23 protein-coding genes are annotated in these 26,213 nt (G+C 35.5%); 4 read left to right on the top strand and 19 right to left on the bottom strand.

Features of this window, described 5'->3' with window-relative positions:
* Position 1: 1 nt before the first annotated feature.
* From BLP68_RS16105 to BLP68_RS16085, 6 genes are all read right to left on the bottom strand, one after another.
* Positions 2–856, bottom strand: a complete 855-nt coding sequence (locus BLP68_RS16105; RefSeq protein ID WP_091545757.1) for an ABC transporter ATP-binding protein — start codon at positions 854–856, stop codon at positions 2–4.
* Between the two features lie 156 nt (positions 857–1,012).
* Entirely contained in the window at positions 1,013–2,821 is a 1,809-nt protein-coding gene (gene typA / locus BLP68_RS16100; RefSeq protein ID WP_091545756.1) for a translational GTPase TypA, read from the bottom strand.
* Between the two features lie 178 nt (positions 2,822–2,999).
* Positions 3,000–3,932: a permease gene (locus tag BLP68_RS16095; RefSeq protein ID WP_176759076.1), complete on the bottom strand. Its 933-nt coding sequence runs from the start codon at positions 3,930–3,932 to the stop codon at positions 3,000–3,002.
* A gap of 151 nt (positions 3,933–4,083) precedes the next feature.
* Complete coding sequence (locus BLP68_RS21850) at positions 4,084–4,245, bottom strand: hypothetical protein (RefSeq protein WP_176759075.1); 162 nt, start codon at positions 4,243–4,245, stop codon at positions 4,084–4,086.
* A gap of 31 nt (positions 4,246–4,276) precedes the next feature.
* On the bottom strand, positions 4,277–4,765 hold the full coding sequence (locus BLP68_RS16090) for a MarR family winged helix-turn-helix transcriptional regulator (RefSeq protein WP_207647933.1): 489 nt from the start codon (positions 4,763–4,765) through the stop codon (positions 4,277–4,279).
* 112 nt (positions 4,766–4,877) lie between these two features.
* Positions 4,878–5,747: a DUF1028 domain-containing protein gene (locus BLP68_RS16085; protein ID WP_091545752.1), complete on the bottom strand. Its 870-nt coding sequence runs from the start codon at positions 5,745–5,747 to the stop codon at positions 4,878–4,880.
* Positions 5,748–5,950: 203 nt separating this feature from the next.
* On the opposite strand from BLP68_RS16085, the gene BLP68_RS16080 reads away from it, so the two are divergent.
* Positions 5,951–6,466 carry a sigma-70 family RNA polymerase sigma factor gene (locus BLP68_RS16080; RefSeq protein ID WP_091545750.1) on the top strand — a complete coding sequence of 172 codons (516 nt, stop codon included), beginning with the start codon at positions 5,951–5,953 and terminating at the stop codon, positions 6,464–6,466.
* Between the two features lie 4 nt (positions 6,467–6,470).
* Positions 6,471–7,877, top strand: a complete 1,407-nt coding sequence (locus tag BLP68_RS16075; RefSeq protein WP_091545749.1) for a DUF4179 domain-containing protein — start codon at positions 6,471–6,473, stop codon at positions 7,875–7,877.
* Between the two features lie 92 nt (positions 7,878–7,969).
* On the opposite strand, the gene BLP68_RS16070 is transcribed toward BLP68_RS16075, so the two are convergent.
* Together BLP68_RS16070 and BLP68_RS16065 are read right to left on the bottom strand one after the other, a co-directional pair.
* Positions 7,970–9,205 carry a hypothetical protein gene (locus tag BLP68_RS16070; protein WP_091545748.1) on the bottom strand — a complete coding sequence of 412 codons (1,236 nt, stop codon included), beginning with the start codon at positions 9,203–9,205 and terminating at the stop codon, positions 7,970–7,972.
* A 308-nt stretch (positions 9,206–9,513) separates the two neighbouring features.
* Positions 9,514–9,828, bottom strand: coding sequence for a DUF4282 domain-containing protein (locus BLP68_RS16065; RefSeq protein ID WP_091545746.1), 315 nt, complete (start codon positions 9,826–9,828; stop codon positions 9,514–9,516).
* 197 nt (positions 9,829–10,025) lie between these two features.
* On the opposite strand from BLP68_RS16065, the gene BLP68_RS16060 reads away from it, so the two are divergent.
* The gene (locus BLP68_RS16060; protein ID WP_091545744.1) at positions 10,026–10,376 is read left to right on the top strand and encodes a hypothetical protein; all 351 of its coding nucleotides are present in this window, start codon (positions 10,026–10,028) and stop codon (positions 10,374–10,376) included.
* Between the two features lie 164 nt (positions 10,377–10,540).
* Positions 10,541–11,365: an MBL fold metallo-hydrolase gene (locus BLP68_RS16055; RefSeq protein WP_091545742.1), complete on the top strand. Its 825-nt coding sequence runs from the start codon at positions 10,541–10,543 to the stop codon at positions 11,363–11,365.
* A 70-nt stretch (positions 11,366–11,435) separates the two neighbouring features.
* Here BLP68_RS16055 and BLP68_RS16050 read toward each other — a convergent pair whose 3' ends face one another.
* The 11 genes from BLP68_RS16050 to BLP68_RS16000 all read right to left on the bottom strand — a co-directional run bounded on the left by BLP68_RS16050 (position 11,436) and on the right by BLP68_RS16000 (position 26,183).
* On the bottom strand, positions 11,436–12,089 hold the full coding sequence (locus tag BLP68_RS16050; protein ID WP_456297608.1) for an undecaprenyl diphosphate synthase family protein: 654 nt from the start codon (positions 12,087–12,089) through the stop codon (positions 11,436–11,438).
* Positions 12,090–12,198: 109 nt separating this feature from the next.
* On the bottom strand, positions 12,199–12,468 hold the full coding sequence (locus tag BLP68_RS16045) for a GIY-YIG nuclease family protein (RefSeq protein ID WP_091545739.1): 270 nt from the start codon (positions 12,466–12,468) through the stop codon (positions 12,199–12,201).
* Positions 12,469–12,490: 22 nt separating this feature from the next.
* Positions 12,491–15,184 (bottom strand): AAA family ATPase, encoded by a 2,694-nt coding sequence (locus tag BLP68_RS16040; protein WP_091545737.1) that lies wholly within the window; start codon positions 15,182–15,184, stop codon positions 12,491–12,493.
* Positions 15,181–16,416 (bottom strand): metallophosphoesterase family protein, encoded by a 1,236-nt coding sequence (locus BLP68_RS16035; protein WP_091545736.1) that lies wholly within the window; start codon positions 16,414–16,416, stop codon positions 15,181–15,183. The genes BLP68_RS16040 and BLP68_RS16035 overlap by 4 nt, the downstream gene beginning before the upstream one ends.
* Positions 16,417–16,437: 21 nt before the next feature.
* Positions 16,438–18,045, bottom strand: coding sequence for a gamma-glutamyltransferase (gene ggt, locus BLP68_RS16030; protein ID WP_091545734.1), 1,608 nt, complete (start codon positions 18,043–18,045; stop codon positions 16,438–16,440).
* A gap of 292 nt (positions 18,046–18,337) precedes the next feature.
* Positions 18,338–19,615 (bottom strand): nickel-dependent lactate racemase, encoded by a 1,278-nt coding sequence (gene larA, locus BLP68_RS16025; RefSeq protein WP_091545733.1) that lies wholly within the window; start codon positions 19,613–19,615, stop codon positions 18,338–18,340.
* 47 nt (positions 19,616–19,662) lie between these two features.
* The gene (locus tag BLP68_RS16020; protein ID WP_091545731.1) at positions 19,663–21,078 is read right to left on the bottom strand and encodes an FAD-binding oxidoreductase; all 1,416 of its coding nucleotides are present in this window, start codon (positions 21,076–21,078) and stop codon (positions 19,663–19,665) included.
* Complete coding sequence (locus BLP68_RS16015) at positions 21,079–22,080, bottom strand: electron transfer flavoprotein subunit alpha/FixB family protein (protein ID WP_091545729.1); 1,002 nt, start codon at positions 22,078–22,080, stop codon at positions 21,079–21,081.
* A 12-nt stretch (positions 22,081–22,092) separates the two neighbouring features.
* The gene (locus tag BLP68_RS16010; protein WP_242877008.1) at positions 22,093–22,896 is read right to left on the bottom strand and encodes an electron transfer flavoprotein subunit beta/FixA family protein; all 804 of its coding nucleotides are present in this window, start codon (positions 22,894–22,896) and stop codon (positions 22,093–22,095) included.
* A gap of 247 nt (positions 22,897–23,143) precedes the next feature.
* Positions 23,144–24,823, bottom strand: a complete 1,680-nt coding sequence (locus tag BLP68_RS16005; RefSeq protein WP_091545726.1) for an L-lactate permease — start codon at positions 24,821–24,823, stop codon at positions 23,144–23,146.
* Positions 24,824–25,625: 802 nt separating this feature from the next.
* Positions 25,626–26,183, bottom strand: coding sequence for a hypothetical protein (locus BLP68_RS16000; protein ID WP_091545725.1), 558 nt, complete (start codon positions 26,181–26,183; stop codon positions 25,626–25,628).
* Between the last annotated feature and the right edge of the window lie 30 nt (positions 26,184–26,213).

Raw genomic sequence — 26,213 nt, 5'->3', positions numbered from 1 at the left:
CTTAGCTTAACCCCCTGCCAGTTAATTTAATAAATATTTGCTCGAGGGTAGCCTCCTGGGAATGCATGGTGATAATCTCTTTATTATTAATTACTTGCTGTAATTTTTTATTGTCCTCTTCCTTTTCAATAAAGAAGATTTCAGTTTTTACTTGGTTTTCGACTCTATATTCAACTTTGATAGAATGGCTACCGTATTGAAGCTTCAAATTTTTAGGAGTATCAATAGCAATTAGCCTACCTTCATTTATAAATGCTACATTGTCACATATTTCTTCAGCTAAAAACATGTTGTGGGTTGTTAAAAAAATGGTGTTTCCTTCATCCCTTTTAGCTTCTATTATTTCCTTAATCCTTTTCCCTGTAGTTGGGTCTAATCCTGATAATGGTTCATCAAGAAACATAATTTCTGGCTTTGTTACTATTGATCTTGCAAATACAAGCCTATTTTTCATACCCTTTGAATAAGATCCTGCTCTTTTGTGGGCTGCCTCTGCTAAACCAACCATGTCAAGTACCTTTAGAGGGTCCTCTGTTTCCCTTTCATAAAGACCTGCGTAATATTTTAAATTCTCAAAGCCTGTTAGCTTCTCATATAGATTAGGTAGCTCGAAGGATACCCCTAACCTATTATAGAAATTTTTATCTAGATTCTTAATACTTGTTCCTTCATATAGTATTTGACCCTTTTGAAGAGGTAATAAGCCTGTCATTATGTTTTGCACGGTACTCTTACCTGCTCCACTGGGTCCTAAAAAGCCCATAATTTCTCCCTTATTAATTTCAAAGGAAATATCATTAACGGCATATGCTTCCTTGTTAGGATATTTGTGATATAAATTCTTTACTTGTATCATAATATAAACCTCCTTGCGAATTTATGACTCTTTAGTCACTTGGTGGCTAAATTTTTTTTGAAACTCATGTGACTCTATAGTCACATTATATTCCTTCTACCATCATATGTCAACAGTAATTTTCCCATAAAAAAAGATGGCATTATGCCATCTTTTCTACTTCCTTTGAGCCCTCTCACGAGTTGTTTTATCTAAAATTTTCTTTCTAATTCTTATATTTTTAGGTGTAATCTCCACCAGTTCATCATCTGCAATAAACTCTAATGACTGCTCTAGCGAAAATATTGTTGGTGTTATTAATCTAAGTGAATCATCATTTCCTGACGAACGAATATTGGTTAATTGTTTCTTCTTACACACATTTACAGCAATATCCTCTAGCCTAGAGCTTTCTCCAACTACCATTCCTTCATATATCTCAGTACCAGGAGTAATGAACATCTGCCCTCTCTCCTGAGCATTATAGATACCATAAGCTACAGCAGTACCTGTCTCAAATGCAACTAAAGAACCTCTTGTTCTGACTTTTATGTCACCTCTATAAGAATCATAGCCATCAAATAAATGATGGAAGGTTCCATATCCCTTTGTATCTGTTAAAAATTCTGAACGATAGCCAATCAACCCTCTAGCTGGAATTCTAAATTGAAGCTTTACTATACCTGTTCCTGTAGGTGCCATGTCCAGCATTTCACCTTTACGCTGTCCTAATTTATCAATAACAGCACTGGCATTTTCTTCAGGCACTTCAACAAACAAGTGCTCAAAGGGCTCTAAGGTTCCAGCTTCACTTTTTTTCAGTATAACCATTGGTCGAGAAACAGCAAACTCATAGCCTTCTCTACGCATAGTTTCAATTAGGATTGAAAGATGCAGTTCTCCTCTTCCTAATATCTTAAAACAGTCAGCACTAATTTCTTCCATTTTCATGGCAACATTAGAAAGCATTTCTCTTTCAAGTCTATCCTTTAAATGTCTACTAGTAACATAGCTTCCTTCTTTACCTGCAAAAGGACTATCGTTAACCATAAAATGCATAGAGATTGTAGGTTCGTCTATCTTAACAAAAGGAACCGGCTCTACATTGTCAACAGAGCATAGAGTATCTCCTATATTAATATCCGGAATCCCTGAAATAGCTACTATTTCTCCAACCGTAGCACTTTCAATATCTACTCTGCTTAGGCCTTGAAAATTGTATAAGTTACTTACCTTTACATTTGCTACTGTACCTTTAGTTTGAGCCAATACAGCATTTTGATTCTTGTTGATGGTACCTCTAACAATTTTTCCTATCCCTATTCTACCAATATACTTATCATAATCTATATTGGAGATTAATAGTTGTAGGCCCATATCTGAGTCTCCCTTTGGACAAGGGATTTTATCAAGTATAGCTTCAAACAAGGGTCGAAGATTTTCACCCTCTCCCTCAATAGTTACCTTAGCTAGACCATCCTTCGCTGATGCATAAACGGTAGAAAACTCCAACTGCTCATCATCTGCCTCAAGGGTAATAAAAAGATCTAATACTTCATCTTCCACTTCAACTGGCCTTCCATCGGGTCTATCGATTTTATTGATTACAACAATTGGAGTTAAGCCTTCCTTTAATGCCTTTTTTAGTACAAATCTGGTTTGGGGCATCGGCCCTTCTTTGGCATCTACCAAAAGCAACACACCATCTACCATCTTCATAATACGTTCTACTTCTCCACCAAAGTCGGCATGGCCAGGTGTATCAATTATATTAATCTTCACACCCTCATAGCTTACTGATGTATTTTTAGATAGAATAGTAATTCCCCGTTCACGCTCTAAAGCATTTGAATCCATTACTCTTTCCTCTACAAACTCATTGCTTCTAAATGTCCCACTTTGTCTAAGCATTTGATCAACTAGAGTTGTCTTTCCATGATCTACGTGGGCAATAATTGCAATATTACGAATATCTTTTCTTTCCATTATGTTCCACTACTTTCTTTACTTAATTTATTTTTATATTTATTGTTATTTATTTTCTGCCATAAGAGCAATTTTATCACAAAAATCTTATTATCGTCAACGAAGATTTAATATTGTTAGAAAAAAAGAAAAAATGCATCAGACTGACGCATTAGTAATAAAGGTTTTTTCTATTGATTTAAAATAATCTATATATATATCCAGCAACTATTGCGCCCACCATACTGAAGGTTATATAAAGAAGGAAGATTTTCTTTTTTACTATAGAAAATACTGCCACCATAGCAGGTATAGAGGTTGCAGCTCCTCCAATCATAAAGGAAAGAGCTGTTCCTTTATCCATTCCTAAATCCATTAGCCCTCTAATTATTGGTATGGATGAAATACTGTTGGAATATGCAGGTACTCCTATAATTGCAGCCGTTATTGGTCCAAATGGATTATTGCCACCTAAAAGGCCACCAATCCAGTCCATAGGTACATATCTTATAATTATAGCCTCCAATATAAAGGCTACTAAAATATATTTTCCAACAAAGAAGGTCATATCCTTAAAGTTTAGTAAAAACTGAAAGAACCTTACTATTATTATTTGTCTTTTGTCTAAGTTAATTTCTTCAGTTTCCCTTACAGCTGCCACCTGCTGTCTATCCTTACCAAACTCCTTAAGAATCTGATTATCTAAAATTCCTTTGGTGGAAAGATATAGTGTGATATAACCTGCAATTAACCCAATAGATATAGTTGCTGTTAGTCTTGCTATCGCCATTTCCTTTCCAAAAACCCCATATGTTAAAACAAAGGATTCAGGGTCCATCAATGGTGATGTTATCCAGAAGGCCATTATTGGTGACAGCGGAACTCCTGAGGCAAGCAAGGCTGCAATTGCAGGTATTACACCACATGAGCATAGGGGACTAAAGGCGCCTGTAGCAGTTGCTATTGGTATAGCCGCTGCCTTTTTACCTTCAAATGCTTTATTTAAATAAAGGTCTAGTCTCAATGTTTTAATTAATGATGCCAACGAGATCCCTATAACAAAAAATAATGCCAGCCCTTTAGATGCATTTAAAACAAACTCTAGTATGAAAAATAATTCTTCTTTTATCACTATTATACCTCCAATAAATTAAAGTAAGGAAATGCATAATTTCTTTTAATTGATTCATTTTAGTGAGAGGGTTGCTTTAAATAAACCAATAGGATATTAAATTGTATTAATCAATATTTGTATTATACAAGTATTTTGAACAGTAAAATGTTTATTTACAGCAGCTTTGTTTATCTATATCTTTATTGCAGCAATCATTTGTGCTTTCCTTTGGCCTACAACAATCATCTTTAGCTTCTGAGGTTGTACAGCAGCTTTTTTTCCCTCCAGCAATTCTAAATAAATCTCTTAACGATACTTTTTCATTTTTCATAAAAATCCTCCTTTTATTATATACTTCATAGTCAACAGCAATTTGGATTAGCTTTATCAAAGGCTTCGATGAGCAATGATACCGATTTTAACACTTCATCTATTTGACCAGCGGGTAGATTTGCAACTATTTTTCCATAATATTCTATAATAGATGACTCCAACTGGTTAGCAGCTGCTACTCCATTACTTGTTAAACCTACAACAACCACTCTTCTATCTTCTTTGTCTCTTGTGCGTTCGATTAATCCATCCCTTACAAGGTTATTTATTATTCTAGTCATTGTACTGGTGGTAAGGTTCATCTTTTCACTGAGCTCGTTCATTGTAAGGTTATTTTTTTTAAGCTCTACCAATACATAACACTGAGAAGTAGTAAATCCATAGGGCTTGATCTGATCTCTTTCAAAGAGATGTATTATTCTAACCAACCGCTGCACCATAGTGCCAACCTCTTCTACACAGCAATTTTCTGATTGCTGGCAACACTCGTTAGGTATATCTTTACCTCTATTAGTCATTAGCTTCCCCTCCCATCTTTTATTGTATTATACAATTATTGCATAGTCAATATATTCAACAAAAAAGTTTTTGCTTCTAACCAGCAAAAACTTTTTTTAATAGTGTTGAAATCTACTCCTCCGACTTCTCGATTAGAATATTTAAAACATTTTTATCAATATAACTACCTTCACATAATCTTTCTTCAAAATTTTCTACACCACAAAAAGCAAAGTAGGCATTTTGAGTTAATTGGTCAAACAAACCATTTATATCCCCATTATAATATTCTAATCTCTTTAATGCATCTTGAATTCTCTTACCTACTTCAACTGTCACTTCAATAATATCTTCCTTTGTAGGCTTATTAAAATATAATTCATGTAAATATAATAGATGTCTTAATTTTTTAATGGGCTCTGGGTCGTCATCCACCCGTAAATCTATGTATTTATCATTATAGCCACCATAGCTACCATTCTCTTTAACAATGAGTAAGCCTGCCGATTGCCTGCCTCTTTTATCTCCACCTGCTTCTTGAGCTTTATCAAGGGCTTCAACCAACCTGGTTGCTAAGTTTCCCTTTGTATTATTAAAGGCTTCTGCCATAGCCTTAACTGTAGCTTCACTAACCAGAATGTTTCCTTGACAACTGAAATTATCTCCTGTTATATGTCCTGCCCAATCGAAGCAGCTGCCACCTGTATAAGCAACAGAATTTCCATCTGCATCAACAATACCCACCTGTCTATCCTCTCTACCATCATCTAAAGATAAAAGTGCATCTAAGGTCTGTTGAGCTGTATATCCCTTTTCCAATAGCTTAAGACCTAACTCTCCATAATCTAGATTGGCCATTGCCTGAGTAGCTATGGCTCCAGCTCCAGCCTTTGCCCATGATACAACTGCAGCTGCTGCCAAAAACTTTGATTGAACCGCAACACCTAGTTCGCCAGTATGTGGGTCCCTTGCAACAATAGAAAATGTAGAAATGTTTTTCATCATTAATCATTCCTTATCTTTTTGTTTATAATTATATTACAATTAACCATATTATCCAATTGTTTGTATGTTAGCTTATTTATATATTACATCATCAATGTATGATAACCTATAATTGATATCTTGATGACTGACTTTATTTTTTTAAAATACAAAACTATTTTATATACCTTTGCATCTAATACATGAAGGGAGGCGACAGAATGGAGGAAGGACTAATCATAAAAGCACAAAAGGGTGATAAGGACAGCTTTTCAAAGGCCGTATTATCCTTAAAGGATGAGGCCTACAGAATTGCATATTGCTATTTACATAATAAAGAGGATAGCATGGATGCAGTGGCTGATGCAGTGGAAAAGGCTCTTTTAAATATAAGCAAATTAAAGAATGATAAATATTTCAAAACATGGTTTATACGTATTGTCATTAATGAATGCAAAATTCAATTACGTCAAAAACAAAAAATAATTTCAATGGCTGATGATTTATATAAGTATGATGATTTATCAAAAACTAACAGAGAAGAAAAAATAGATTTAGAGAGATCATTAACTATTCTTGACCCGTCAGATAGGATTTTAATTTATATGAAATATTATATGGGCTATACTTTAGAGGAAGTTGCAGAAACCATGAACTTACCTACAGGAACTGTTAAAACAAGAATATATGGAAATTTAAAATTATTGAGAAACAAATTGGAAGTAAGGGAGGGATGAATATATGTACAATAAAGAATTAGAAGAAGAAAAGCTGGATGAATATGTTGAAGGTTTAATAAAGACTGATATAGAGATACCCCCAGAATTAGAAGATAGAATTATTCAGCGGATAAAAACAACCCCAGTAAGAAATAAAAACACAATTAAAATCAGTGTAAATAAAATGCTGGCAGCCGCTGTTATATTGGTAATGCTATTTACTGCGTCCGTAAAATGGATACCTAGCTTTGGAGTGTATGCCTCCAATATACCAGTATTAAAAATTGCTGTAGAATGGATACGGGGAGATAGTGGTACCGAGTATGCACGAAGACATGGGTATGAATCCATAGAAGGTATTGTTGTTGAGAAGGATGGTTATATATTAACCTTTGACGATATAATCTTTGATGAAGATCGCCTCGTTTTTTCAGTAATAGCTGGAGGTGATAAAATAGAAGAACTGCTTGAAGACCTTGTTGATGAAGATGAACGAAAGAAAAATGATTCCCTGCCTACTATATCTATTGAATTTCTTGATTTCGAAGAAGGTGGATCTTCTCAAATAGATTTTAATAGAAAGGAAATTCGGGTTAAAGCAGAAAAAACCTTTAAAGCAGGAGAGGCTGCAGCTTTTTTAGAAAGAAATCCTCAGTACATTCAACTAAGTGGAGAAATTTTTGTTAGATTTCCTTTTGAACATAATATACTAATAGAAGAATTTAAGGATATAAAGATACCTTTTGATAAAGAAAAGGTTTTATTATCAAAAAAATATATGCTAATGGAAGAAATTGAAGTCCCCTATGGAATAGTAAAGATGAAGGAGCTAACCATTAGTCCAACAAGAATGAAGCTGGATGTAGGGTTTGATTTGGAGGATGATTATTTATTTTCTGGATTTGAAAGCCTTTATCTAATGGATAGTAAGGGCAATGCATATCAATCTGAGGGGCTAATTAGTATGATGCATCATGGTGATGAGAACTTCAGCTTTTTCTTTGTACCCTCCATCTATTTTGAGGATAAGCATGAAGAGCTGTATGTAGCATTCGATGGTATATGGATTGGATCAATAAAGGACAATAGTATTACTGTAAATCTGACAGATACCTATCCTAAAACTATAAATTATATGGGTGAGGATATAATTATTGAGGGTGCTAACCATAGTAACACAAATGGAAAAGGAACATTGACTGTTGACCTATTAATGCCTCAAAATATAAAAGTCAGTGGATTAAAAGTTGAAGGTCATGAGGGTTCCTTTTATAGGTTATTTAGAGATACAAATTACCTAAATGGTAAACCCTATGATAATCAATATGGTTTAAATGCTCTTGATTATAGTGAGGAATATAATGTTATCCTTATCAATGCCGGAAGGCTACATAATATAAGCAAGCAATTAAAGTTACTATTAAAATAAACTTAGTAGAGTTATGCCCCCATTAAGAAATGAACTAAATCAAATCTTAATAGGGGCGTTATATTTTTCTATGGGGGAGTTATATTGTCTTTCTAGTTATTAGCTATGCTACGACGACGATAGATTAAGATTACTGCAGCAAAAGCCAATACAATAATAAGAATATGTGGCAGATAACTATTGATTCCTCTATTTTCCATAGCTTTAGCGGTGGTGACCTCACTATATGGGGTGCTACTACGTAGCATCATAGTGTCACTACTATCCATGGTTGTAAATATTCCGTCTTCAAATATCATCGACACCGAAGACAATTCAGCAAGTTCATTAATTTCTTCTACTGTCAGGTCAGCAGCAACAGAGCTTCCGTTATCTTGATAAATAATGCCTTTATTATCAAGGGCTTCCTTTATGCTAATAATTGATGGTGTAATGGCCTGTAGGTGAATCTGTTCTAATTCCTTCCACATTTCATTGTATTCCTGCCAATATTCTTCATCTGGGAATACTGGTAAAATCTCAACATCTGATTTCTCAAGATTAGCTGGTAAATCAACAGCTCTAGTAGCTCCATAGCTTACGGATGCATTTCCTCCTGAAACCCCACTTCCTGTATCAGGAACTGCATATCCAAAGCCATAGAAGAAAATATCAGTAAACTCCATCCCTATGGTATGTTCAGGATACTTTTCCTTCAATGCTTGAAACTGGGCTTTTAACTCATCATTTTCTAAAGCTGCAGGTTGAATCCATACACTAACTTTTTCTGTTGGGGTGAATTTCATTAGCCTAAGGTAAAGTTGACCATCAAGCTTTCCTGCCTCTTTCCTTAATCGTTGCCATTCTATATCAGCTAGTTTCCATTCAGCCGAGAAATATACATCCATTTGGTCTGCCTGCAAAATCTCACCAGTCTTTGTGTGTATATAGATACCTCCGTATATGTGCCCTTCATCCATTGGTGCAATAGGATGAATTTCATCTCTATCAGATGCTGGCATATCAGGTGCAGGTAATGGCATAGCATAAGGCTCACTTCCATTGGCTGGTAAAGTTCTTGGCCCTTCTACATTTTTTTCTCCGGTAGAGAAGTCCAATGCCGATTCCCCATCAGGTAGTATAATGTAACTGGCGTTCCAAAATGACTCAGCAGTATACTCCAGTTCAATAATGCCACCATCATATAGCTGAATTCTTTCTTCCGAAACATCATATTTCTCTATTAAGTAATTCCATGCAGTTTCCCTGTAGCTGGTGCCAAATACAGGTGAAGCCATACTTGTTATCAGTAAAGAAATGAGTAAAAGAGAAACTATTATTTTTCGCATTTTTATAACCTCCATTTTATATGTTATGTATACTAAGACGATGATTTGCGAAAATAGTTCCCTCTCTTTGATTCACTGAGGGCTGTTTTATACCTCCACAATAGGTACACTATAGGCCCTTCGATTTATAAAACGCTTTAATACTTGCTATGGAAATTTACGTAATAAATATAGCATTATCAAACACAAAAAAGACCATGAAGTTACTTAGCATCATAGTGCTAATCTTCATGATCTTGATCTTTTTTGCAATAACCGATAACAGTCTCCTATCGCACTGTCTCACAACACATAGCACTGGAGTTTGCTTATTGCTTATTTCTTATTTCTAATAACGATTCGTGTATCTTAAAAATAACAATCATTAATTCACAATACACTCTAATTAATATAGGTGATATGATTAGTATTATAATTCCCATTAATACTAGTAAGCCCCCACCAAAGTAAGCATTCATTCCACGTATTATAAAAGAAAAACCTATAAATACCGAAAAACCTATACCTAAAAAAAATAAAATCCTAATTAGTGTGGGCGTAATCATTTTATCAAAGCACAATAAATTTTTTACAAGTCCTCCATCTTCATTTAACTTACTTAAATCCTTCTTAAAATCTTCCACTATTTTACCCCCTTCCATTTTATTTTATAACCTATTAACCAATTCTATAAGAATAACTTTTTACCTTCCTATAATAACATTTTTTTACAACTACTTTATATAATGGAAAATATAGTTAAAGTATAAGAAAAAAATTACGATATTATATATAGGGTTAATAACTTAATTAATCAATTAAAATAAAAGGGGTGTCTTGTATGAAAATTGCTGGAATATCTAATTTCTATCTTCCTACAATGAACAATCGCTTAAATTTAAGTGATGTTAAGCGGGCAGAAATAGAAGTAAGGGATATACCCAAACCACTTCAAAAAAATGTTTATACCTATGTAGGCGGATTTGGAACATACTCTAATAAATCAATGAAAGAAAATATTGAAAACTTTCTCTCAATAGTTAGAAATATTGAAGTAAAGGAAGCTGAGTGGCAGTGTGACACAATAGAACTACCTACAGGTGAAGTAACTCAACTTAAGCAATTTAAGTATGATAATTCGGCAAATTTACGCAAGGTTAATGTAGTTAATTTAATAAATATCCAAGAATAATAGATGTCATAGCAAGAAGACAAAGAGACGCTCCATCCCTTTGTCTTCCTTCATTTAGTTCCTAACTTAAATGATTGAAGGATATAATCACATTTTATAGAATATCTACAATATAAAACTGTTTAATAGTGCATGAAAATAAAGCTTATTGGAGGATTTGTATCATGATTCTATATAAAAATAAAAATATAACCATATTTCAGAGTCCAATATATCAAACAAATACATCGATCATCGAGACAGAGGATATGGTACTTGTCATCGACCCCACAACATTACCCCATGAGATAATAGAAATTAGAAATTATGTATCAAGCATTCGTAAAAATCGTCCTACTTATGTTCTTTTTACCCATTCAGATTGGGACCATATTCTAGGATATAATAGTATTGGAGATGTAATGTACATCGGCAGCGAAAAAATAACGACTCGAGATGATAAAAAAAGAATTAGTGAGCAAATAAAATCCTTTGATGATCAGTATTATTTGATAAGAGACTATGAAGTGGGCTATCCCCATATAGACTATTTAGTCAATAAAGATGGTCAACAATTGAAGATTGGAAATACAATCATTACTTTTTATACCTCACCAGGACATACAGAGGATAGTGTATTTACAATTATTGAACCTATTGGTATATTTTTATCAGGAGATTATCTATCTGATATCGAATTTCCCTATATCTATTCCAGTAGTTATGCCTATGAAAATACAATGACCAAAGTTGACAATATTCTTCAGCATCACTCGATTCATTTACTGATACCAGGCCATGGAAACCCCACAGAGGATTGTCAAGAAATCCTTAAGAGGAAGACAGCTTCTTTATATTATATCCATGAGCTTAGAAGTGCTTTAGAAAATGAAGATGATAAAAGAGCAGATAAGCTTTTAGAAGAGTGGCAATTTCCAAAAATAATGGGAGAATACCATAAGGGAAACAAAGACCTTATTAAGAAAGAATTACAAACCACTAAATATTAAAAGCTGGGAAGATGTCAAAGGGACGGTACAGGACCAGTGAAAAACTGGTCCTGTACCGTCCCTTATATTATTACCCTCCAAGGGTGATATCCTGATGTTGATACCAATCCAGGGCATCATAAAAATGCTGGGGCTTAAAATCTGGCCAGTATTCATCTATAACATAGAAGTCTGCATATACAGCTTGGGCAGGCAAAAGTCCACTTAGTCTTCTTCTTCCACCCCATCGTATTACCAAATCGATTCTTGAAATATCACTGGATTTTAATCCTCCATAGTAATTACTTTTAAGGGATTCTTTACTTTCAATTAAATGTCCTAGATCCCAGTGCCATCCGTAATTTACTAGAAAATTTACTTTTATTGTGCCTTTTCCAAACTGTTTTCTTGTTGTATAGGGTAATAGCTCTTTTGGAAACATTGCTGAATCTGTATTACCAAGAACAAGTAGCGCTGCATCCTCTGCTGTAAGCATATTAACTGCATTTATACAAGCCTCTATAAAGGCTTTTGTCTGATTTGCTGGCCTTTTTGTATTATCCATAGTAAAGCCATAATAGGTTATCTCCTCTACACCCTTCTCTTTACAAAGACGATAGAGCTCTAGACCTGGATCCAACCCCTTATCATAGCCCTGTTCCTTTAGGAGTCCTTTATTTTGTGCCCATCTTCTATTTCCATCTGGTATAATTCCTATATGCTTTGGTACTTTCAAATTGCTCACCCCTACTTTTTCTATATAGTAGGAGTGTTGACAATATAATTTTGTGTCATACTCTAATTTTCATCTGGGTTTGATAGTAGTAATAAAATTTCTTTTTACTGGCTTCATATTATTTCTCCTCAAAATCAGTATGCTTTTTAAAAGCAGCAACAAGCTCTTCTTTTTTCCTTCTTGTTAAAGCCTTTAAAGCTGCTTCTCTTTTTTGCGCCTCAATTCTTGTACTAAATTCCTCCCAATATACAAAGTGTACTGGCAGCCTGGCTCTGGTGTACTTAGACGCTTTACCGCTATTATGGGCCTCTAACCGATTTTCGAGGTCAACTGTCCAGCCTCCATAGTAGCTTCCATCCTTACACTGCAAAAGATATGCAAAGGGCATATTAATCACCTCAATTTCTGTTTTAACTAAGACTTATTCTGCTGGTTTTAAAGGTAGCTTCAATTTTACTAGCAAGCCAATCATGGCAGGTAAAGAAAAATATTTGTCTCTCCCTGCTAATTTCTGTTAGTAGCTTAAGATTATTCTCCAGTCTCTCTTCATCCCAGTTTATAAAAAGCTCATCAAAGCATACAGGTAGCTTTTCAGAGTCTTTATCTAGGTGATCCATCAAAGACAGACGTAATGATAAATAAAGCTGATTAAGGGTACCTTTGCTGAAGGACTCCGTTACAGCCTGTGGAGCCAATGAGTCCACTTCTCTAACCATTATAGAGTCTCCTGTATCTGTTTCTTCTAAATATATATTTGCGTATTTCCCGTTGGTAATAAGCTTAAAATACTGACTGGCATTTTTCAATACATTCGGTTGATTTTCTTCACGAAATTCTTCGTCTGCCAGCTTAATTATTTCAGCCAGCAGAATAAGCCGATCTCTTTTGATACAGACTTCTTCATGCTCTAATTCCAGCATTATAAGCTGGCTTTCTATTTCATCAATAGTTATGGTTTTTGATAGCTGCTCCATTGAAAGCTCTATATCCTTTTTCTCATCCCTAAAACTTTGTAATTCTACCTCTATTTCCTCAATTTTTATTTCTGCTTCCTCCAGCTTAGCTTCTAAAAAAATCCATGGATCTTCAGATTCTAATGCTTCTAACTCTGCTTTTAATTCTTCAATATTACTCCATTCCATTAGCTTTTCATCTATCAGTTTAATTCTATCCTCTAGTTTTTGATTATCTTTGAATATTTTTAAGCCTAAAATTATCTCTCCATTACCTAACTGCCGAAGCTTCTCATCAATATCTTTTAATTCCTTAGTGTTTTCCTCAAGCTTTGAAAGGAGAATACTCCTCTCCTTGCGTAACCCCTGCAATTCCTCATTCAATCCATTATTAACTATTACTCTTTTTTCCAAGTCATCAAGCTGATCCTTTATTTGGTTTAATTTGCTTTCTTCATTTCCTTCAATATTTAATGTCCTTAAAAATCTTTGTAGTTCATCTAATTCTATATTTAACAATTTTTCCTTTTCATCTGCATATTTACTCTTTTCTCTTAATTGGTATAGGTCGTCCTTCATTTTGATTATACCCGAAAGCAGTATTTCATCCATATTAAGTATAACTATTTCTGGCAAAGGGATTCCTTTGTATATATTTATCAGGTCATTTTTTTTCTCCGCTAATGCCTGTTGAAGCTGAGTAATCTTCTTTTGAAGTGATCTTTTTTCCTCTTGGCTTACTGCTTGTCTATCCAGTTGTTTCTTTAGCATAAGACTGGTGATATAGCTCCCTCCACCAAAAACAGCCAACAATATACCTGCCAAAGGCAGAAAATTTATATTTAATCCATATCCTGCTAAAGTCATAATTATTCCTGCTACAGCAAAAACCAAGTAAATGACTGGCACTTTAATATTTAAGGATTTGTTACTCATGTACTGGTAATCCTTATTAGCCTCATCCAGCTCTGCTTTTATTTTACGATGGCCTTCAAGTAATAAACGGGCTTCTGATATGTTTAAATCCTTAATATTTTCTAATACTTCTCCCTGTAAGTCTTCATTTAGTAGCTTTCTACTTTCGTAATTAACCCTATCCTTTAGCTGATATATTTCTTCTCTGTACTTTACAACCACATCCTTCAAATATTGAATACTTCCAGTATTTTTTACATGCTTATTAATACTAGCCTTATTTTCTAGAATTCTCTGCTCTTCTTCTGTAAGTCTATAAATCTTATTTTCCTTTAATTCGATCATGCTATTATTATCTTCAATTGAAGTATTCAACTGATTAACTTTTTCCTGAAGTTCATCTCTTTTTTGTGGTGTATTTATGGGTAATTTTTCGTATAATCCTTTGTTAATGAAGCTCTGGTTAGTATTCTTCAAATCATTAATTAACGCTTTAAAAGGAGTTAGCTTTTTAGCTTTACCAACCAGCTGCTTTAGTCTTACCCTTTCAGAATTTTTTTCACCAATAAGTTGATTAATACAAAGTAGCCTCTCTTGTTGCTCTCTTATTTCCTTTTGCCTATTTATTGCATCTAGCCGCTGCTTCTTCAAGGATTTCATTTCATCCTCAAGCTTTTTAATAAGGAAATTTCCTCTACCACTTTCACGATAAAGACCATTTGCCTCATCTTGAAGCTCCTTAATAACATCTCTTGTGCTTCTTATTAGCTGGCTCCCATAATTGGCCAACAGCTTATCTTGTATTTCATCCCATCCTTTACCTTGAAGCTGAACCAAATCCTCCACCCTTAGGGAATATATCTTTTCATATATTTCCGTGGAAATATGATTGACATAAGGTAACGGATTATTCTTTAATTCTAATACATTGCTATCATATATTAATTGGCCCCTTGGTGTGCTTAATAGCCTTCTATTAACCTCTGCCTCTACTCCATTGTCTAAAAGCAATTTTGCAGCAATATCAATCCGATCAATTTCCCATGGATTATAGGGATGTAAATCTCTACTTGCAGGTGAAAATCCATAAAATATACTTCTAATCAAATGAAAAATAGTTGTTTTTCCTGTCTCATTCTTGCCATAAAAGAGAACTAAATTTTTATTTAGGTCCTTCATAGGTGGTTCATCAGTAAATCTTCCGAAGGATTTTATATTTAACTCATGGATTTTCATTCTTCATCACCTACCATTCTAGTGAGAGCCTCTTCTTCCAGTCCGTCTAGTAGCGATAAAATGTATCTAACTTTTGACTCTTCTCCCTTTAGCTTCCTATTGCTAAATTTAAGATTTGTTAACTGTTGAATTAGACCATCATTAGGATGCTCAATTAATTTAAGGGCCCTTGAAAGTACATGGTTTCCTTCAATATATACTTCAGCATTTATTGAGGGCAGTAAATTATTGGTTTTGATTTCTATTGATAGGAGGCCAAAGTGTAGCTTAATATCCTCCTCCAGCTGAGCAACATCTTCGCTATTATCAAAGGCCTTCTTTAAAAAACATCTACCCTCCAGCTGTAGCCTTAAAATTAATTCTTGTGTATGATGTGGATTTGATTCAAAAAAAGCTTCTATTTTATCTATTAAGTAGCTTTTTAAATCCTGGTAGGTTGTTATTCCCTCCATGCCATTAATGGTTATGGTTTGCCAGTTTATATGAGAAAAGCTTATGAAGCTGGCTGTAATGCTGCCTATTGGATCGATGGTTACCAGGTAGCCACCCTTTGCTCCCATCTCTCTAGGATTACGTCCTTGAAGATTGCCACTATAGTAAATAGACTCATTGGCCACCTGCTGAGCCTGGTGAATATGACCTAATGCCCAATAGTCATATTTCTTTTCCTTTAAATCATCTAATGTACATGGTAGATACCGATCATGTCCTTCTATCCCTGATGCAGATGTCACCATTGCATGGACAAGGCCAACAACTGGTATATTCACATCCTTTACTGGAAATTCCTTAATTAAGTTTCTTGCTTCTTTTTTACATTTATGACCTACAGAAACAATTTTAGCAAGTACTTCATTTTCCTTTATAACTTCTATTACCCTTATTGATTCGTCATTAATTAAGTGAACATTTTCAGGCCATTTAATTGAATTGGCCCTATAGTTTATATCACCAGGATCATGATTTCCAGTGGCATAAAAAACTTGAATATCATGCTCCTTTAATTTTGAAAAGCGCTTCAACAAAAACACCTCTGTTTGAAAGGAAAGCTTATCGTTATCAAAGAGGTCTCCTGCAATTAATAGAGCCTGTACCCTTTCTTCAATACATGTATTAATAACCCTATTAAAGGAGTCCCTAAGACTATTTCTTAGCCTTTCACGCAAGTCAGTATCTCGAGAATAAAAATGCGTATCTAAATGCACATCCCCTATATGTATGAATTTAAACATCTTCAACCACCTCACATTTATCTACCAAGTTGCAACTGCTCCATCTGTTCGTCCCTCTGTACCACCGGCCAATATACCATCACTATTTCTCCAAATAATCTGACCACGACCCAATATACCAACATCCTGTGATCTTACTAAGTTATGTCCCTTCTGCTGAAGACTTTTAAAAATATCTTCACTGATCAAATTCTCCATCTCTACACTTTTCTCCTTTGTCCAGCACCATCTCGATGCATCTAATGCTGTTTGCGGATTCATGTTAAAATCTATTGTATTCATTATAATTTGTAAGTGTCCTTGGGGCTGCATGAAACCACCCATCACTCCAAAGGGGCCTACTGCATGTTGATCCTTAGTTAAGAAGCCTGGGATTATAGTATGATAGGTTCGTTTACCTGGCTCAAGGCAATTATGATCAAGTGGATTAAGTGAAAAATTATGACCTCTATTTTGTAAGCTTATTCCCGTTTCAGGTATAACCACTCCAGAACCAAAGCCCATATAGTTACTTTGTATATATGAAACCATATTTCCTTCACCATCAGCAGTTGCTAAATATACAGTACCACCTCTGGCTGGTTCTCCAGCTTCAGGTAGTGCAGCATTTTCCCCAATTAATTTTCTTCTTTCTTCGCCATAGGCATCTGAAAGTAAATCATCAACTCTTACCTTCATTTTCTTAGGGTCTGTTATATACTTTTGTCCATCTGCAAAGGCTAGCTTTATGGCCTCTATTTGCTTATGATAAGTATCTACTGATTCTTTATCTTTAAATTCAAAGCCCTTTAATATATTTAAGGCCATTAGAGCTACAATTCCTTGACCATTGGGAGGTAGCTCCCAAACGTCATACCCTCTATAATTAACCTTTACAGGGTCTACCCATTGAACCTTAAATGCTTCTAGGTCTGATTTTTCTATGTATCCTCCTGTTGACTTTGAGTAATTATGTATTCGTTGGGCTAGGTCACCAGAATAAAAATCTCTTCCGCCTGTCTCTGCAATAGCTTCTAGGGTTTTACCATGTCCATTTGATCGCCATAGCTCACCAATCTTAGGAGCCCTGCCCAAAGGTGCAAATACCTTAAACCATTCAGTAAATTCTTCTCCCTTTAGATTTTTTTCATATATTTCAAATGCCCTACACCAATATTGACCTGTTATTGGAGAAACGGGATAGCCTTCATATGCGTAAGTAATTGCAGGCGTTAATACTTCCTTTAATGGAAGCTTTCCGAAAGCCTCTGATAAAGCCCCCCAAGCTGCCGGTACTCCAGGTACTGTTACGGGAGTCCAGCCAAACTTAGGGATTTCATTAATACCTTTATTTTTTAGGATATCAATGGAAATACCCTGTGGTGCACCTCCACTGGCATTTAATCCATATAGCTTATTATTCATCCAGACTATTGCAAAGGCATCTCCTCCTATTCCATTGGAGGTGGGCTCTACAACAGTAAGGCAGGCAGCAGTGGCAATAGCAGCATCTACAGCATTTCCTCCTCTTTTTAGAATATCAAGGCCTGCCTGGGCTGCTAGAGGTTGCGAAGTAGCAACCATCCCTTTTGTACCGTAAACTACAGTTCTTTGGGATGGATATCTGTAATCAAGTGGATTGTAATTCATATTCTTCCTCCTTACTGGAAAGCTAAAGTGGCAACAATAAATTTCTATATGCTAAATAATTCAATAAATAATGATTGTTTCCTTCCTTAAATATATAGAAAAAACAATGATCAAGGAGTAATTAGTAATGAGTAATTAGTAATGACTAGTGTAAAGATAGGATTGAACAATATCCAGACTGTTCAAAATTCTTCAGATTCGAGACGCAAGAAAACCCAGCGAAGGCAGCGTATACGTAATACGTGAGGGTGCTGGGTTTTTGCAGCAACGAAGAAGATTATGTCTAATCTAGTTATTTTTTTACTATCACAGCCACTCCATCTGGAATCACAGTGATGCTTGCATCTTTCCCCTTCATTTCATATGCCATTTTTAAAGCTTCATCTAGTGTGTAGGCATGTAGCATATGCATATCCGTCACCAGCTTTGGATCACATTCATCTGTCACTAGTATAACTTTATGCTTTATTAAAATTCTAGCTAAAATTTGCGACTCCCATTGATCAGGAATTGTAGATTCCATTGGAATTCCCATGATTTTATCCATAATATCATGCGCTGTTTTATTCTCTAAGAAGGTTTGATAAAAGGCTTCTCCACCATGACCATCATTACAGGCAGCAGCTATGATAATTACAGCATCCTCTTTAGCACTTGCTTCTGCTGCGGTCATTCCCTTAACTGACTGATATATATTTTGATCCAATGGGTATCCACCGTTTGACGTTATTACTATATCTGAATAAACTGCATTTACACTGGCCAGCTCAGTAACAAAGTCGCATCCATCAGCATGGGCTTTAACTGGATGGCCTGCAAATGCATTGATGATTTTTTTATCAGCATCTATTACAACATTTAAGATAAAAGCAAGATTTGCAGCTTCAGCAGCAAAAAGCATATCCTTATGGATAGGATTTCCCTCTAAAATTCCGGTTCTTGAATTGTCATCATGAATAAATTTTGAACAGTGATTGGCTAAAACTGTTGTCTTACCAGCAACCCCTGGTAAAACACTTTTTCTTCCTCCAGAAAAGCCAGCAAAGAAATGGGGCTCAATGAAGCCTTCTGAAACCAACAGATCTGCCCCTATCGCTAGTCTATTTAACCATAGTTCTCCACCTGAGGGAAGTATTCCCACCTTCACTAGTGAGCTATCATTTCCACATACATGGTTAATTAGATTTTCATTATTTACGATTTCTTCTCCGAATTTTTTAGTCATCTCTTCATATGTCGTTGATCGATGGAAGCCAGTGGCAATTAAAATAGTGATTTCTGCATCAGGGCTTCCACATCTTATCTCCTCCAGTAGAATAGGCAACGTAATTTTACTGGGAACAGGTCTGGTATGGTCACTTGTTATAATAACAATATTTTTCTTACCCTTAGCCAGTTCACTAAGTCTAGATGATTCAATAGGATTTTCCAACGCCTTCCTGACAATAGTTACCTCATCATCATTGGCATGAAAATGATGTGCCCTCGATTCTAAAATACCCTTCAAATTCATATCAGGTATTTCTAAATCTATAAATCCTTTCAAGTAAGGTATTTTTATAACAGACACTGGTCTCGCCTCCATTAGTATTTTATTTTATAATAAGGGTATGATATTTACTCTAGATCAAATATTTTACCAGGATTCATGATATAGTTTGGATCCCATGCTGTTTTTATTGCCTTCATTAACTCTAATTCTGCTGGATTTATAATTTCCTCCATATATTTTTTACGCTTTAAGCCAATGCCGTGCTCGCCACTAATCTTACCACCTAATTTTTTAGTAACTTCGTAGAGCTCTCGAAGGGCTTTCGGTACTAGGTCATGCCATTCTTCTAAGGTTGAATCAGGATTCTTTACTAGAGTTGCGTGTAGATTTCCATCTCCCGCATGGCCATAGCAAGGAATTTTAATATTGTATTTTTCAGAAATTCTATCAAGCTCAGGTATAATATCCGGGATGGCTGCTATTGGTACAACTATGTCTTCAAGACTTTGAATGGGACTTACCACCTTAAAGGCCTCTGCGATATTTCTTCTAACACTCCAGATCCTTTCTTGAGTAGTATAGTTGTCTGCAACATAAACCTCAATAGCTCCATTTTCCATACATAAATCTCCAATAGCTTCCGTGTCTCTTTCCACCTGTTCTTGACTAGTACCGTCCATTTCAATTAGTAGCATTGCTCCTGCCTGCTGGTAGGGGAGGCTTTCATTAAGATATTCACAGGAGGTCTGTACCGATAGTTTATCCATAAATTCTATTCCTGTAGGTATCAAACCCTTTGCCATTATTACTGGTACACAATCTATTGCATCCTTGGGATTTTTATATAATACCAGTAGATTGGATTTTGCTGTTGGTAGACCCGTCAGCTTAATGGTGGCCTTGGTGACAATTCCTAGTGTTCCTTCGGAGCCAACAATTAATTGCTTTAAGTCATAGCCAGTCACATCCTTGGATAATTTACCACCTAATTCAACAATTTCCCCCTGTGGAGTTACCAGCTCTAATCCCATTACATATCTTCCGGTTACTCCATATTTAACAGCTTTGCCTCCACCAGCATTTTCTGCAATATTTCCTCCTAAATAACAGGTTTCAAGACTCATTGGATATCCTGCATAAAATAGTCCTTGTTCTTTAATAAGTGCATTCACCTCGTTGGTTACTATTCCAGTCTCAAGCACCATCATCATATTTGGATAATCAATTTCTATTACTTTATTCATCCTCTCTACCGACAGTAATATGCCTCCAAAAACGGGAATTGCTCCACCCGACAAACCACTGCCAGCCCCACGGGGTGTAATGGGGATTAGCTCCCTATTGGCTAATCTAACAACTCTTGCTATTTCTTCAGCAGTTGAGGGTGTAATTACAACTTCCGGCATATGTCCATATTCTTCAACTGACGTCTCATCATGGGAATAAGCTTCCATCTTCTCTACGTCAGTAAAAACATTTTTCGGCCCTAATATTTGAATTAACTCATCTACAATTTTCTTAGTTACCGGATTGTATCTCATCTATTTTCCCTCCCTCTTATAATCTTCCAATCTCTTGTTTAACGCTGGAATAACCTCAAACAAGTTTCCAACAATACCAAAATCAGCAAGTTGGAAAATGCTGGAATCAGGATCTGTATTTATTGCAATAATGTGTTCAGAGGTTTTAATTCCGGCTAAATGTTGTATAGATCCAGAAATGCCAGCACAAATATATAGCTTAGGAGAAATCGTTTTACCACTTAAGCCTATTTGATGAGGATAAGACATCCATCCACGATCAACAGCATCTCTGCTGGCACCAACAACTCCATCAAATCTATTGGCAAGCTCCCTGAGAATTGCAAAGTTCTCTTGTTTCTTCATGCCTTTACCTCCAGCAACAACTACTTCAGCCTCTTCAATATTTACAAACTCCTCATCATCCTTCCTGAAGCCGATCATTTGTACACGATTATCCACCAGCTCATCCTTTAAGGTTAATCTAATTATTTTACCAATCCTAGTAGTATCTATAGGTAAGGGTCTACTTGATTTTGGCCTTACAGTAGCCATTTGTGGACTGTGATCTGGGGTTTTAATAGTGGCCATGATGTTTCCACCTATAGCTGGTCTTGTTTGTAATAAGTGATTTGTTCCATCTTCAATATCTAGTTCAGTGCAGTCGGCAGTTAATCCTGTATTTACCTGAATCGCCACATATGGCATTAAGGATCTACCACTGGATGTGGCTGCAGCCAATATACTATGTGGTTTATATTCTCTAATCAAGTCAGAAAGAACATTACTATGGGTTTCTACTATAAAATTTTCAAGTCTGGGATCATCAACAAAAAAAACGTTATCAGCACCTCTATAGATTAATTCTTGTAAAGAATCGTCAGTAACGTTACTCCCCAATAGTATTGAGGATAGCTTTGTATCCATCTTATCTGCTAGCTTTCTTCCACGGCTTAGCAGCTCAAAGGAAACCGACTTAATTTTACCTTTGCTTTGCTCTGCAATCGTCCAAACATAACTCATCCATGATCCCTCCTATATTAATTCTTTTTCTTCCATAAATTTAATCAGTTCATTCACTGCATCCTTAACTCCATCATCCCCAACTGCCTTAACAAGCTTGCCTCCACGAGTTACCTTTGGAAAATCAATTTTTACAACCTTAGTTGGAGAACCCTTCAAACCTAAAGATTCTATTTTTAAATCCATATTTTCTAAGGAGAACACTGGTATTTCTGTTGCTCTTGCCTTTTTCTTTCCTCTCAATGTTGGTAGTCTAGGATCACTAACTTCCTTTACTACCGTTAATAACGATGGTAAAGGCATTTTCAATATTTGATAGCCCTCCTCAACCAATCGCTCCACTGTAATACTACTTTTGTCAATCTCGCCCACTTTACTAACATAGGTGGCCAATGGAATATCCAGCCATGCAGCAATTCCTGGTCCCACCTGTCCTGTATCTCCATCTGTTGCTCTTTCACCAGCCAGTATCAAATCGTAGTCATTTATTTTTTTAACAGCTTGAGAAAGCGTGTAGGAAGTAGCCCAAGTGTCGGACCCAGCAAACTTTTTGTCAGATATCAGTATCCCGTCATCACAACCCATCGCTATAGCTTCTTTTATTGCCTTCTGTGCCGATGGCGGCCCCATAGAAATCACCGTTACTTTACCACCGTGTTTTTCTTTAAGTTGAATTCCTATTTCAATTGCATATAGATCTAGTGGATTTATAACACTTTCAACTCCATCACGAATCATCGTTCCTGTTTCCTTATCCATTTTAACATTGCTAGTTTCTGGTACTTGCTTAATTGGAATAATAATGTTCAATTTCATTACCTCCTATTTTAATTTTCAATATGAAGCATTGAAGGGAATTATTTAATAGATGGATTAGATACTGGCAGGATAATTACATCCACATTCTTATTCTCTTGATTATCCTGCGCAGTAGCCTAATTTCAATAATCACTTTTTATATCAATATCAACTCGCTACTCCGGCCTATTAGTGATTAATCTATTTTTACTTATTTTGGCTTATATGCTCTACTAGCCTTTTTTATGATAAGTATGGTAACTAACTAGAATAAGCCAGGAGCAAATATATACATTGCCAAATACGCAAAAATACCAACAACTATTGCATAGGTAAAGGCAGGGATAACATTAGTTCTGATTACACGTCCCTCTTTGCCTAATACACCAACAGTGGTACATGCTGCCACTACATTGTGTACACAAATCATATTTCCAGCTGCACCACCGACTACCTGGAGACCAAGAATTATAGTCCTTGACATTCCAATTTGCTCTGCTACTCCATATTGCAAACCAGAGAACAGTACATTTGATGTGGTATTACTACCCGACATAAAAGCTCCTAAAATCCCGACTAATGGTGCAATCATCGGCCATACACCCTGAAATATATTAGCAAGAGCTCTTGCCATTACCACTGTCATGGCTGCTTCTCCAGATGAGTTGTTGGCTGAGTTCAACATTACGTGAGTCATTGCAAGGGCAAAAACTAAAGCTATAGCAGCAGGAATAACCGTTTTAAGCGAACTTATCCAGGTTTGTTTAATTTTTTCACCACTCATTTTATGCATAAAGCCTGTTAAAATAGATACCAGTATAAATGCTACCGTACCTGGCAGATATAGATATTGTAATGAGTAGTTTAGCCCGGTTCCTAATATCCCCCTCCATGCAATAGTAAAGGTTGAGCTAGTTAGTATAGCTTTTAAACCAGTAGTTCTTGTTACTACTAAGATTAATGATACTAATATATAAGGAAGCCAAGCCATTAACGGACTTATTGTTTCTGCCGATTCTTCCGAAGTTGCTGCTGATTCTTCAATCCCAGTCCATGAGCTGTCCCACTTAGATTTATTAGCAAAATTCCATGTTGTTTTCGGTTGTAAAAATCCATTTTTAGCGGCGGTAACCACTACTGCAATGGCTATTAATCCACCACCCAAAGATGGTAGCTCTGGTCCAATAAAAACTGCGATCAACAAGTATGGTATTATAAAGGCTAAACCAGCAAAGATAGCAAAAGGTGCTACTTCAAAGGCATCCTTAAAGGATTTTTTTTCACCAAATAGCTTTGTCATCATCATAACAATGATTAAAGGCATAAATATGCCCATAACAGCATGCGGAAGGGCTGCCCATATTCCTACTTGATTTAGGAATTCAGGGCCTGTATACCCAGCAGCTTCAATATTACCTAAAATTTCTGGATTTCCTAATATAGAAGATACTCCTCCTAGAATCGGTGTTCCTACAGCACCGAAGCTAACAGGTGTGCTATTTCCTACTAAAGCCAGCATAGCTGCTGCCAACGGAGGAAATCCTAACCCTACCAGCAATGGACCAGCCAATGCAGCTGGAGTACCAAAGCCTGCAGCTCCTTCTATAAAAGCACCAAATAAGAAAGCTACAATTATTGCCTGAACTCTTCTGTCTGGACTGATACCATGGAAGGTTTTGTTTATTGATTTAATTGCTCCACTATTTTTTAAAGTATTCATCAATAAAATTGCACCAAATACTATAATTAGTATATTAAATGCATTTAGTCCTCCTGAAATCGTTGCACCAGCCAGCCATTGTGGAGACATTCCCCATACTAAGCCTGCCAAAATAATGGCAAGAGTCCATGCGATAGGCATAACTTTTTTTGCTGGCCAGTTAAAGGCCACCATTAACACTACAGTTAAAACAATTGGCAAAGATGCTAATAATGCTAAAAACATAAAACAAGACCCCCTTTAGTTTTTTCCTGGAAACGTTTTCCCTCGGCGAAAAAAAATCTTTGTCTTATGAGTTTGCCCTTCCCTCCCCTCTGATTATATGGTCATCTGATTGTCGGATGGTACTACCAATGTATAAAATTATATTCACTTTTTATTTTATAATTCCTTCTTTTTTTTGAATATTTTAAATATTTATTTTTTAGTGTTTTTTACTCGTTGAAATTTCAGTATTGCTTGTTTATTTTATAGTTAATGTTGTGCTTTTCATACATAATTTTGAATTTTCAACACTTTTATTATTTTGTTTAACTACTGTTTTGAAATACTCTATAATTAGTTTATTAGTTTTCCACTTTTTTCGAAAGGTCAATTAATCCATCAGGCGATGATTTTATCAGAATAATGAATATTATAGCTAATTTTATGCCAATTATCTGTTAATTCAATCACTACTGTTGCTGATAATATGTTAATTTATACTGATATTTCAAACCAACAAGCCACCGTAATTCATAGCTTAACGGGGTAACTAGAAAAAATCAACATATCAGTAAATGACTTCACTAATTTATTAAAATAATCTAGTAACTGCTCCTTTTGGTCTAAAAATCAAAGTACACTGAGTTTATGCGGTATGCTGTTATACATAAGCAAAAAATTGAATAAAGATATTGCCCTTAGCAACACAAAAAAGGAAAAGATCTTAAATCTTTTCCTCATTATATCTAGAAAAAATGCTTATTAATATATCTTCCTTTACACTGCCAACAGCTTAGTTTTCTACTATTATTAATTTGATTATTTACTGATTCCACTGCTGTCCGCTCATCTGATTGTTGTTTTGTTGGTTTCCCATCTGCTGACCATGACCCTGTTGTCCATACATTTGGTTTTGTTGATTACCCATTTGTTGTTGCCCTTGTTGATTGCTCATTTGTTGTTGTCCTTGTTGCTGATTCATTTGCATTAATTGCTGTTGTGCTTGATCTATCAATTGGTTCATTTGAGTGAGTACCTGATTAGCTTGAACATACTCGTTAGCTTGATTTAGAACCTGCATGGTTTGTTGTATAGATTGTTGAAGCTGCTGTACAGCTTGCTGTTGCTGTTGCTGTGCTTGATTTCTAAATTGTTGCATTTGTTGAAATAGTTGACTTGCAGATTGATTGTTTTGCTGTTGAGATTGACCTTGCACTCCTTGATTTTGGTTTTGTTGGTTTTGGTTTTGAAAATGTCTAACAGATTGACCTAATTGATTTAACTGTCTTTTTAAGTCTAATAATTCCTCAGCTAATTCCTCATCCGCTCTACTTCTAATCATTTCTTCCTTTAAATCACTTAGCCTTTTATCTTTATCCATCGTATTCCTCCTTATATAATATAGTTACAT

The sequence above is a fragment of the Alkaliphilus peptidifermentans DSM 18978 genome (genome assembly GCF_900101495.1).
GTDB lineage: Bacteria > Bacillota > Clostridia > Peptostreptococcales > Natronincolaceae > Alkaliphilus_C > Alkaliphilus_C peptidifermentans.
This window is presented reverse-complemented; position numbering and strand designations above follow the sequence as displayed.

Coding starts and splice junctions, on each gene's coding strand:
- BLP68_RS16105 (WP_091545757.1), bottom strand. CDS start 856: ATGATACAAGTAAAGAATTTATATCACAAATATCCTAACAAGGAAGCA.
- typA (WP_091545756.1), bottom strand. CDS start 2,821: ATGGAAAGAAAAGATATTCGTAATATTGCAATTATTGCCCACGTAGAT.
- BLP68_RS21850 (WP_176759075.1), bottom strand. CDS start 4,245: ATGAAAAATGAAAAAGTATCGTTAAGAGATTTATTTAGAATTGCTGGA.
- BLP68_RS16090 (WP_207647933.1), bottom strand. CDS start 4,765: ATGACTAATAGAGGTAAAGATATACCTAACGAGTGTTGCCAGCAATCA.
- BLP68_RS16085 (WP_091545752.1), bottom strand. CDS start 5,747: ATGAAAAACATTTCTACATTTTCTATTGTTGCAAGGGACCCACATACT.
- BLP68_RS16080 (WP_091545750.1), top strand. CDS start 5,951: ATGGAGGAAGGACTAATCATAAAAGCACAAAAGGGTGATAAGGACAGC.
- BLP68_RS16075 (WP_091545749.1), top strand. CDS start 6,471: ATGTACAATAAAGAATTAGAAGAAGAAAAGCTGGATGAATATGTTGAA.
- BLP68_RS16070 (WP_091545748.1), bottom strand. CDS start 9,205: ATGCGAAAAATAATAGTTTCTCTTTTACTCATTTCTTTACTGATAACA.
- BLP68_RS16060 (WP_091545744.1), top strand. CDS start 10,026: ATGAAAATTGCTGGAATATCTAATTTCTATCTTCCTACAATGAACAAT.
- BLP68_RS16055 (WP_091545742.1), top strand. CDS start 10,541: ATGATTCTATATAAAAATAAAAATATAACCATATTTCAGAGTCCAATA.
- BLP68_RS16045 (WP_091545739.1), bottom strand. CDS start 12,468: ATGCCCTTTGCATATCTTTTGCAGTGTAAGGATGGAAGCTACTATGGA.
- BLP68_RS16040 (WP_091545737.1), bottom strand. CDS start 15,184: ATGAAAATCCATGAGTTAAATATAAAATCCTTCGGAAGATTTACTGAT.
- BLP68_RS16035 (WP_091545736.1), bottom strand. CDS start 16,416: ATGTTTAAATTCATACATATAGGGGATGTGCATTTAGATACGCATTTT.
- ggt (WP_091545734.1), bottom strand. CDS start 18,045: ATGAATTACAATCCACTTGATTACAGATATCCATCCCAAAGAACTGTA.
- BLP68_RS16020 (WP_091545731.1), bottom strand. CDS start 21,078: ATGAGATACAATCCGGTAACTAAGAAAATTGTAGATGAGTTAATTCAA.
- BLP68_RS16015 (WP_091545729.1), bottom strand. CDS start 22,080: ATGAGTTATGTTTGGACGATTGCAGAGCAAAGCAAAGGTAAAATTAAG.
- BLP68_RS16010 (WP_242877008.1), bottom strand. CDS start 22,896: ATGAAATTGAACATTATTATTCCAATTAAGCAAGTACCAGAAACTAGC.
- BLP68_RS16005 (WP_091545726.1), bottom strand. CDS start 24,823: ATGTTTTTAGCATTATTAGCATCTTTGCCAATTGTTTTAACTGTAGTG.
- BLP68_RS16000 (WP_091545725.1), bottom strand. CDS start 26,183: ATGGATAAAGATAAAAGGCTAAGTGATTTAAAGGAAGAAATGATTAGA.